The sequence below is a fragment of the Calidithermus chliarophilus DSM 9957 genome (genome assembly GCF_000430045.1).
Taxonomy (GTDB): Bacteria; Deinococcota; Deinococci; order Deinococcales; family Thermaceae; genus Calidithermus; species Calidithermus chliarophilus.
In genome coordinates, this window is sequence record NZ_KE387023.1 from 1,590,903 (window position 1) to 1,598,717 (window position 7,815).

At 71.8% G+C, this 7,815-nt stretch carries 15 protein-coding genes; all 15 read left to right on the forward strand.

Annotated elements, in window-relative coordinates; genetic code table 11:
- Positions 1-102: 102 nt before the first annotated feature.
- Positions 103-804 carry an AAA family ATPase gene (locus MEICH_RS0107700; RefSeq protein WP_027892121.1) on the forward strand — a complete coding sequence of 234 codons (702 nt, stop codon included), beginning with the start codon at positions 103-105 and terminating at the stop codon, positions 802-804.
- 133 nt (positions 805-937) lie between these two features.
- Complete coding sequence (locus tag MEICH_RS0107705) at positions 938-1,357, forward strand: hypothetical protein (protein ID WP_027892122.1); 420 nt, start codon at positions 938-940, stop codon at positions 1,355-1,357.
- Positions 1,358-1,582: 225 nt separating this feature from the next.
- Positions 1,583-1,990 (forward strand): hypothetical protein, encoded by a 408-nt coding sequence (locus tag MEICH_RS24205; RefSeq protein WP_157202668.1) that lies wholly within the window; start codon positions 1,583-1,585, stop codon positions 1,988-1,990.
- Between the two features lie 31 nt (positions 1,991-2,021).
- Positions 2,022-2,486, forward strand: a complete 465-nt coding sequence (locus MEICH_RS27025) for a hypothetical protein (RefSeq protein WP_051304040.1) — start codon at positions 2,022-2,024, stop codon at positions 2,484-2,486.
- A gap of 68 nt (positions 2,487-2,554) precedes the next feature.
- Positions 2,555-3,406, forward strand: coding sequence for a hypothetical protein (locus tag MEICH_RS24215; protein WP_051304041.1), 852 nt, complete (start codon positions 2,555-2,557; stop codon positions 3,404-3,406).
- Between the two features lie 2 nt (positions 3,407-3,408).
- A complete protein-coding gene (locus MEICH_RS0107725) occupies positions 3,409-3,831 on the forward strand; it encodes a hypothetical protein (protein ID WP_027892123.1) in 423 nt (140 codons plus the stop codon).
- A gap of 2 nt (positions 3,832-3,833) precedes the next feature.
- Positions 3,834-4,190: a hypothetical protein gene (locus MEICH_RS0107730; protein ID WP_027892124.1), complete on the forward strand. Its 357-nt coding sequence runs from the start codon at positions 3,834-3,836 to the stop codon at positions 4,188-4,190.
- A complete protein-coding gene (locus MEICH_RS0107735; RefSeq protein WP_027892125.1) occupies positions 4,187-4,813 on the forward strand; it encodes a hypothetical protein in 627 nt (208 codons plus the stop codon). The genes MEICH_RS0107730 and MEICH_RS0107735 overlap by 4 nt, the downstream gene beginning before the upstream one ends.
- Positions 4,814-5,080: a hypothetical protein gene (locus MEICH_RS0107740; RefSeq protein WP_027892126.1), complete on the forward strand. Its 267-nt coding sequence runs from the start codon at positions 4,814-4,816 to the stop codon at positions 5,078-5,080. It begins immediately after the preceding gene.
- On the forward strand, positions 5,077-5,340 hold the full coding sequence (locus tag MEICH_RS0107745; protein ID WP_027892127.1) for a hypothetical protein: 264 nt from the start codon (positions 5,077-5,079) through the stop codon (positions 5,338-5,340). The genes MEICH_RS0107740 and MEICH_RS0107745 overlap by 4 nt, the downstream gene beginning before the upstream one ends.
- A gap of 24 nt (positions 5,341-5,364) precedes the next feature.
- Positions 5,365-5,850: a hypothetical protein gene (locus tag MEICH_RS0107750; protein WP_027892128.1), complete on the forward strand. Its 486-nt coding sequence runs from the start codon at positions 5,365-5,367 to the stop codon at positions 5,848-5,850.
- Between the two features lie 10 nt (positions 5,851-5,860).
- On the forward strand, positions 5,861-6,403 hold the full coding sequence (locus MEICH_RS30125) for a hypothetical protein (protein ID WP_245587631.1): 543 nt from the start codon (positions 5,861-5,863) through the stop codon (positions 6,401-6,403).
- Positions 6,393-6,587: a hypothetical protein gene (locus tag MEICH_RS0107760; RefSeq protein WP_027892130.1), complete on the forward strand. Its 195-nt coding sequence runs from the start codon at positions 6,393-6,395 to the stop codon at positions 6,585-6,587. The genes MEICH_RS30125 and MEICH_RS0107760 overlap by 11 nt, the downstream gene beginning before the upstream one ends.
- Complete coding sequence (locus MEICH_RS28510) at positions 6,580-7,068, forward strand: hypothetical protein (RefSeq protein WP_157202669.1); 489 nt, start codon at positions 6,580-6,582, stop codon at positions 7,066-7,068. The genes MEICH_RS0107760 and MEICH_RS28510 overlap by 8 nt, the downstream gene beginning before the upstream one ends.
- Positions 7,065-7,815, forward strand: a 751-nt coding sequence (locus MEICH_RS29250; protein WP_218916394.1) for a hypothetical protein, incomplete at its 3' end; no start/stop codon positions are given. The genes MEICH_RS28510 and MEICH_RS29250, both read left to right, overlap by 4 nt.

Sequence of the window (7,815 nt, forward strand, 5' to 3'; positions counted from 1 at the left end):
GCCGTGGGCCTGGCGCCGGGTGCCGACCCCGCGGTGGCCGCCCGCCCCGCCCCCCCGCTGCAAACGGCCCCTGTCGGCTCAGAGGGCTAGGGAGGGCTAGGCATGGCGGGTGGGCAAACCCTCCGCATCCTCACGGTGGGCAAGTCGGGGTGCGGCAAGTCCACCCTCAACCGCCAGCTCATCGGGGCGCTCGAGGGCCGCTTCGCCTACCTGGTGGTGTGCAACGTCAAGCGGGAGTTCTCCGACCTGGTGGGCCCCAGGGCCCGCTTCACCGTGAGCGACGCCAAGGCCGTCAGCGAGGAAGCCCTCTTCCGGCTGATCGTGGAGCACCGCCGGGTCTTCTTCCAGGTGATCGACCCCGAGCCCTGGCACTTCATGGACCGGCTGGGGCGGGTGCTGATGCGCCTGCGCTTCGTGCTGTGCGTGGTTGACGAGGCGCACAACCTGCTGCCGGAAGGCAAGCCCTGCCGCGGGTTCATCCTGGCCATCACCGGCGGGCGCGAGCAGGGCCTCTCCTTCCTCTTCGTCACCCAGAGCATCGTGACGAGTTCGGGGGGGCTCAACCTCACGGTGCAGAAGCAGGTGACGCACTACATCACCTTCCAGCTCACCGAGTTCAACGAGGTGCGCCGCATGGCGGTGGTGTTCCCCGAGCTGGGCGAGCGGGTGCGCACCCTTAAGCGGCCCTCGCCCACCGACCCCAACCCGCCGGAGTACGCCGTGCGCGACATGGACAAGTCGCTGGCCAACCTGGTGCTGCGTGACCCCGCCGACCCCCGGCGGCGCCGGGTCGTGAGCCTGTAAGGTCAAATAACCGGCACCACCTTGGAGTGAGCCCTAAACTGGGCAGCGCTACGAGGTGGAGAACATGGCTGTACCCCGATCGACGCGCGTCAATTTCCCTTACGAGGTACGCTGCAGAGGCAAGCGGGTCCCGGTGGCTGCTGACCAGGGATGGCTCATCGTGGGCCACGGCGATTGGAACGTTCGCGCCAAGCTCCGCAGCGTCTGCGCCCTGGAGAAGACCATCGTCTACCCCTGGGGCTGGCTGGCGGCGGCTGCGGTGCTGCACGTGTGGGCCGTGGTGGCCTATTACCGCCAGGATGGCGCCTTCGCGGCCATGGCGCGTGCCCTCGCCGACGCCTTCGGGGTGGAGTTCCACCAGGTGCTGATCGCCGCGGCCACTCTGGGCGGGGTGTTCGTGGCCACGTTCATCCTGTCGATCAAGACCGTGTTGCGCCTGGCCCTCGACTCGGGGGAGAACTTGGTGCTCAGCGGGCGACCCAAGCACGTGGCCGAGCTCTACACCTTCGTCTGGGAGTACCTCACCGCCCTTACCCGCCAAGCCCAGCCTTGAACGGCTAGCCCACGGTGGGCGCCCGGCGCGGGCGGCACGGGGCCCGGTCTGCTGGCTCCGGGGGCCGGGCTTCCGCGTGCGCGGCCTCGAGCACGCCCCGCCGCCGTGCCCACGGTGGGCACCCACGCCGGGCACCCGCCACGGCCGCCCGGCGTGCGCTGGATTTCCGCGCGGGGAGCGCGCAGGGTGCGGCTGGAGGGCCAACCCTCGAGGAGGCACCCAACCGTGGCAGACGAGACCAAACCCCGCGGGCTTGACATGCCCAGCAACCCCATCGCGGTGATCCAGGATCCCCGCGTCATCAGCACCGCCATCGGCGTGCTGGCCGCGCACATGACGCGCAAGGCGTTGTACACGTCCTACCGGGACAAGTTCGGCATCGCCGACAAGGTGCCCGGGGAGGGCATCGTGTACTACGCCCCCAAGAAGGACGCCCAGGGCAACGTCGTCGCCGACACCACCCGGCGCGTCCCCGACGCCCAGGCCAACCGGCTGCTGGTCAGCGCCGGCCAGGTGCTCATCGGCACCGTGCTGATGGGCCAGAGCAAGGAGCTGGCCGTCGACTACCTGGCCCTGGGCTTCGCCGCCAGCGGCTTCGCCAACATCGTCTCCGCCCTGCTCTCGATCGAGTAGCCCGGCGGGCAAACTTGCAAGGAGAAACCCCATGACCCAGAAAATCCGCACCCGCAGGATCAACCTCGCCTCCGCCGAAGTCAAGCGCTTCCCGGTGCGCGGCAACGGCCTGGACAAGATGCTCGAGATCGAGACCCCGCGCGGGACCACCTACCTGTTCTCGAACCCCTCCAAGATCATCCTCAAGCTGTACGACAACAGCGGGACGGAGATCCCGCTGGAGAGCGAGGTCTACGTCTTCAAGAAGCGCAACGGCGAGGACTTCGGCACCTTCCTGGGCAAGTTCCCCTACCAGGGGTACTACGGCCTCAGCGAGGGCGACCAGCGCAACGTGAAGTTCGCCGACCAGGTGACGCAGTACCTGGGCCCGGTCGACAAGGCCGGCATCCGCAACCCCCAGGAGCACACCCTCGAGTTCTGGATCGACTCGCCGGTGGCGGTGGACCTGTCCCGCACGGAGACCCGCTTCGAGATCCTGGCGGTGGAGCAGAACTAGCCGAGGACGGCAGTGAGCTTGAGGCCCCGGCCCCACCCCGGGCCGGGCCTTCGCCAAAGGAGCCCAGCATGAAACTGTTGCAGACCCTCAAGGCCCAGGCCGCTCGCGTCAGCGAGCGCCTCTCCGACGTGCCCGCCCGGGCCGCGGCCGCCGCCCCGGTGGCCCCTGCCGTGGTGCCGCCCGTGGTGGCGATGGAGCCCTGGCGCCCCTTCCTGATCGACTTCAAGGACTTCCAGGCCGCCCAGGCCTTCACCCCCGGCGAGTTCTTCAAGGCCGCCGAGTTCGAGGTCCCCACCGAGACCCTGCTGCGCCTCGAGGCCGGCCGGATCGTCCGGGCCTACCTCTACGCGCAGTACACCGAGGCCGGGGCCAACGGCGGGGCCGACGCCGACGCCACCATCAACGTCCCCGTAATCCAGACCCCCCACCCCAAGCCGGCCCTCAACACCGAGGCCTCGAAGTACCACCCCGAGGTTCGGGTCTGGTGCAAGGTGGGCGGGGTGTGGCGCCGGGCCTGCATCAAGGCCATCAACTACGGGGTTTCGGTGACCTACGTCGAGCCCGCGGGCACCACCGACGTGGAGGCCTACTACGTCCACGGTGACGGGGAGATGCGCCTGCGCGCCTACCGGCGCCTGGGCGCCAGCGACACCGCCGCGGTGACGCTGTTCAACTCCTCCGTCTCCGCCCTGCACACCGTCAACCAGACCGACGGGGAGGCCGCCATGCGCTGGCCCCAGGAGAACGTCCTCTCCGACGACTTCACCATCGGCCTCGAGATCAAGTCGAGCCTGACCCACGTGGTCAACGAACGCTCGCCCTTCATCCTGAGGCTGCCGGCCTACCTGCAGGAGGTGCGCACCCTCGACCCGGTGCGCAAGGCCCAGCTCGCCGAGCTCGACGTGCGCGGGGGGCTGTAGCCATGGGCTTCGGCACCAGGACCACGCTGGACTACGACGCCGGCCAGTTCAGCGACGAGGCCACCTACGGGGCGGCCCCCGGGGGGCTGGGGTTCGGCGTCGGGGGGTCAGGGGCGCTCTCCCTCCCCTACCAGCCCGTGCCGGCCTCGCCCGTGCCGGCGGCGCGGGACGGGGACGGCTACGACTACGAGATCCTCAAGATCTTCAGCCAGACCGGCCAGGCCCTGCAGTCGTGGGTGCCCATCCTGCGGGGGAGCCAGCTCAGCGTGGGCCTCGAGGCCAACGCCACCGTGGGCCCGGGCCAGGGTGCCCAGCCCCAGATCCAGGTGACCCCCAAGGCCGGCCTCGACGTCCCGGACTGGGTGTGGGTGGTGGGCGGCCTGGGCCTGGCCGGCCTGGTGGTCGTCCTCGCCGCGCGGAGGTAGCCGTGGACCCGCTCACCGGCGCGCTCGTCAAAGGGGGAATCGAACTGGTCGGCGGCATCGTCCAGGGCGTCACCGGCTACCAGATCGCCCAGACCCAGGCCGGCGTGGCCCGGGAGCAGATCGCCGCCCAGGAGCGGGCCCTGCGCGAGGCCCAGGAGGTCGAGCGGGCCCGGATCCGGGCCCAGCTCGAGGCGGCCGGCATCACCGCCGGCCGCGACAAGGAGCGCTACTTCTACGGCTCCCAGAACCTCCGGGCCTTCGCCTTCTACGGCTCGCAGGGCTTCCGCGCGGTGGCGCTGGTGGTGCTGGGGGTGGCCGGCGCGGCCGCGCTGGCCTACGCCCTGAAGGAGTCCAGATGAGCGCCGCGCTCAAGATCGCGCTCGGGGCCGCGGGCGTCGCCCTGCTGGGGGTGGGGGCCTACGCCCTCACCCGCCCCCTGCCGGCCGAGCAGACCGTCGAGGGCTCGAGCCTCGTCCCCAAGGACACCGACCCCGACGGCAAGGCCACCAAGCTGCAGCTCCTGGCGGCCCTCGAGGCCGATCTGCGCAGGTGGCAGGGCGCCGCCGACGCCGCCGCGCAGCGGATGCGCCAGATCGAGACCGCCAGCGCCCCGCCCTGCGAGGCCTACGCCCAGAGCCCGGTCTGGAAGTACAACTGCAACGGCTTCCCCGTCTGCTCGCTCAACGAGTGGCACAGCCTCGAGGGCTCCAGCCGCGACCGGCTGGCCTACAGCCAGTGCCAGAACTACGTGAGGGGGCTAGGCCCGCTGGCCCAGGCCCGCACCCTGGAGAGCAAGAGCAGCCACCCCACCGACCGGCAGAAGCTGCAGGCCCTGCGGGAGGGCGTCGCCCAGGGCTACGCCCAGGCCACCGACCTGCGGGAGCAGTACCGGCAGGCCCAGGCCGAGCAGCAGGCCGCCCAGGCCAAGGCCGAGGAGGTCAAGCGCAAGCTGGCCGACCTCAACGCGCAGGGGGTGTTCTAGATGGAGCTCGTGTCCTTCGTCTCCCCCCTGCTCAAGGAGGGGATGGGCGTGGCCTCCTTCGCCGCGCTGCTGTACCTGGTCGTGCACCGCATGGCCAAGGTGGAGCGGCTGCTCGAGGCCATCTACCTCGAGCTCCGGGTCGGCCGCGGCGTCGAGGACGCCCTGGCCGACCCGGCCGAGGCGCCCGCCCCTACCCGGCCCCGGGCCCGCCGGGCCCTGCGGCCGCAGACCCAACCCGCACCCACCGAAAGGGGGATCCTCCCGTGAACGAGAACCAGACCCGCACCGCCCTGCTGCTGGCCGCCTTGGCCGGCCTGGCCATCTTCGGCTACTTCCAGCTCCGGCCCATGCTGGAGAAGAAGGCCGAGCCCGAGGGCCAGGGCTCCTTCGGCGTCGGCTACGACTACGCCGGGGCCCTCATGAACGCCAAGAACAGCCCCCGGCCCGCCGAGGGCAGCGGCTTTGGGGTCTCCAAGGACCCCTGCCGCCTCGCGCCCGAGCTCTGCCAGGACCAGCCCTGGCTCTAGGCACACGAAGGCACAGGAGCCGACATGAACGACAAGGTGAAGCCCGTCTATCTGATCGTCGCCGGCGTGGCCGGCCTGGCCCTGGTGGGCGGGGTGGGCTACGCCCTCTACCGCAAGCAGCAGGCCTCCGCGCAGAAGCCGGCCCAGCCGGTGCTCAAGCGCGAGGAGCCCGCCGTGTTCGCCGGGGGCAGCAAGGAGTTCGACGAGACCTCCGGCGCCCAGCCGGTGCTCGAGCGCGCGGTGGTGCCGTACAACCCCGGGCCCGCCCCCGAGCCCGCCGTTCGCGTCGACCCCATCGAGCGGGTGGGCACCCTGCCGGTGCTCAAGGCCGAGCCCACCGTCGCGGTGGACCCCGTGGAGCGCGAGGGGGTGCAGGTGCTCGAGCGCCTCAAGCTCGCCTCGCCGGTGCTGCGCGCCGCCACCCTGGCCCACGGCGCCACCCTCGCCCTCCTGACCCCCAGCACGTCGCTCGAGACCGGCCTGGCCACTCGGCTGCTCAAGGCCCTCTAGGAGCCCCGCCATGAGACGAATCGACCTACCCGCCATCCTCTACGTGGTGCTCTCGGTGCTCATCTTCGCGGGCATCGTGGCGTTCAATTTCGGCTACGCCCAGGGCCAGGCCCCGGCCCCGGGCGGCTTCGACCTCTCCCCCCTGGCCCCCCTGCTCCCCGACTGGAACACCGTGCTGGTGTGGCTGGTGCAGGGCGTCCTCGCGCTGGGCTTCCTGCGCCTGGCCGGGGAGGCCCTGGCCGCCCTGGCCGGCCAGATCCCTGGGGTGGGGGTGGTGCTGGCGCCCCTGATCCGCTTGCTGGCGGGCCAGTGGGAGAAGTGGCTCACCGAGCGCGTGCCCGCCATCGCCGACAAGGCGGTGCAGTCGGTCGAGGAACGGTTCCGGGGCACCAGGTCCGGCCCGACCAAGCTCGAGCAGGCCACCCGCATGGTGCAGCGCTACGCCCCGGGCCTCTCGCGCGAGGCGGCCCAGGCCCAGGTGGAGGCGGCCCTCACGCGGATGCGCGGGGCCGGCCTCGAGCAGAAGTCGAAGGGGGCGGCCGGTGGAGAATAAGCCCGCCAACGCCAAGGAGGCCCGGCTCGACGTGAGCCGGGAGGTGGGGCGGGGCTACCTTAACGGCTGGGGCTCGATCCTGGCCTACGCCACCGTGGCGCTGGTGGCCCTGCTGGTGTTCGCCGGCCCCCAGCCCCGGCCCGTCGAGGTGCCCGAAAAGAAAGGGTGTGGTTGCGGTGCTTAACACGCTGCTCCCCGGCGGCCAGGCCCAGGAGCTCGCCCGGGTGTTCGGGCCCATCCTGCAGGCCATGGCCGAGAACCTGAAAGCGCTCGAGTGCAGCCAGGCCCGGCAGGCCGCCCTCCTCGAGGACCTCTACCGGGCGATCTCCTACGAGTACGGCCGGGCTGCCCCCGATCTGGTGGGGCACGACCCCCGGCGGCTGCCGTCGGTGTGGCTGCTCGAGGCCCCTGCCAACGAGAAGGCCAGCCCGGCCCGGCTCAAGGCTGCGCTCAACAAGTCGGCCACGCGCGGGTTCATCGAGAACCTGGGGGATAACCCGGCCGTGGTGACGCTGGTCATCGACGCCCAGAACGGCGACGGCGAGCACCGCGCGCAGTTCCAGCTTCTCCCTGGGCGGGTGTACGACATCACCCACGCGGTGGACCGGGTGGAGGTCGCGGCCACCGCCGCGGGCGAGGTCCGGGTGCAGGTGCTGGCCCAATGAGCATGTTCGACGTGTACGCCCAGGCCTGGGCGCAGCTCACCCAGGCCCAGCGCCTGAGCCTGCTCGGCGGCAGCCCGGTCGTGGTCAAGGGGCGGTTCACCGACCCCGACACGGGCGCCGCCTACGGCCGGGTGGTCTTCCCGCCCGAGTACGCGGTCTATCTGTGGCCGGGCGACCCGCTGGGGCCCTACTTCCGGCGCGTGTGGCGGGTGGAGGTCTACGGCTACTACGACTCCTGGTGGACGATCCAGTCCTGGCTCATCGACCGCAGGACCGTGCCCTGGATCGACTGCGGCCGGAACCCGGGGACCGCCGGGGGCTGGAGCCGGGCGGGGGCGAACAACTGGGGCCAGGTGCTGCGCGCCGGGATCGACGAGCGGCTGGCCCAGCACCCCGGCACGCTGTTCTACACCCTCAGCCACAGCCACAACGCCTTCTTCAACACCCACACCTTCGCCGCCGACGGGTACGAGGCCCTGCCCTGCGCCGGGGCGCCCGAGGAGCTGGCCGAGCTCCCGCCGCCCCCGCTCGCCCCCAGGACGTGCCCCGGCCTGGACGCGCCCGCGTGGAACCCGGGCCCCGGGCAGTCGGGGTGGTGGCCGCCGTGCCTCAACCCCAGCGAGCCCACCGCGGAGGGGGCCAGCCCGCCGCCGCAGGGGGTCGAGGCGGCCGCCGGCGGGGTGCTGGTGCTGGGCTCCCGCCGCGGCCTGCGGCGCGGCATGAGGGGGGGCGAGGATGGGAGGATCT